At 57.8% G+C, this 396-nt stretch carries 1 protein-coding gene; it reads left to right on the top strand.

Annotated elements, in window-relative coordinates; all coding sequences use genetic code 11:
* A partial coding sequence (locus M3234_RS29000; protein ID WP_262307950.1) for an amino acid permease occupies positions 1 to 396 on the top strand: 396 nt, incomplete at both ends.

The raw sequence follows: 396 nt of genomic DNA, 5'->3' as shown, positions 1-396 counted from the left end.
TGGCGGAACTGACCGCCGTTGGCAAATATATCCAGTTCTGGTGGCCGGAAATCCCTACCTGGGCCTCGGCGGCGGTCTTCTTCATCGCCATCAACGCCATTAACCTGACCAATGTCAAAGTGTTCGGTGAAATGGAATTCTGGTTCGCGATTATCAAAGTGGTCGCCGTAGTGGCGATGATTTTGTTCGGCGGCTGGCTGCTGTTCAGCGGCAACGGCGGCCCGCAGGCGACGGTACGTAACCTGTGGGACCAGGGGGGCTTCCTGCCGCACGGCTTTTACGGGCTGGTGATGATGATGGCGATCATCATGTTCTCCTTTGGCGGCCTGGAGCTGGTGGGCATCACCGCCGCGGAAGCGGATAATCCGGAGCAAAGCATTCCTAAAGCCACCAATC

It is taken from the genome of Neobacillus niacini, assembly GCF_023715785.1.
Taxonomy (GTDB): domain Bacteria; phylum Bacillota; class Bacilli; order Bacillales; family Cytobacillaceae; genus Neobacillus; species Neobacillus niacini_E.
The sequence above is the reverse complement of the archived record's forward strand: the minus strand, read 5'-3'. Positions and strand labels throughout refer to the sequence as shown.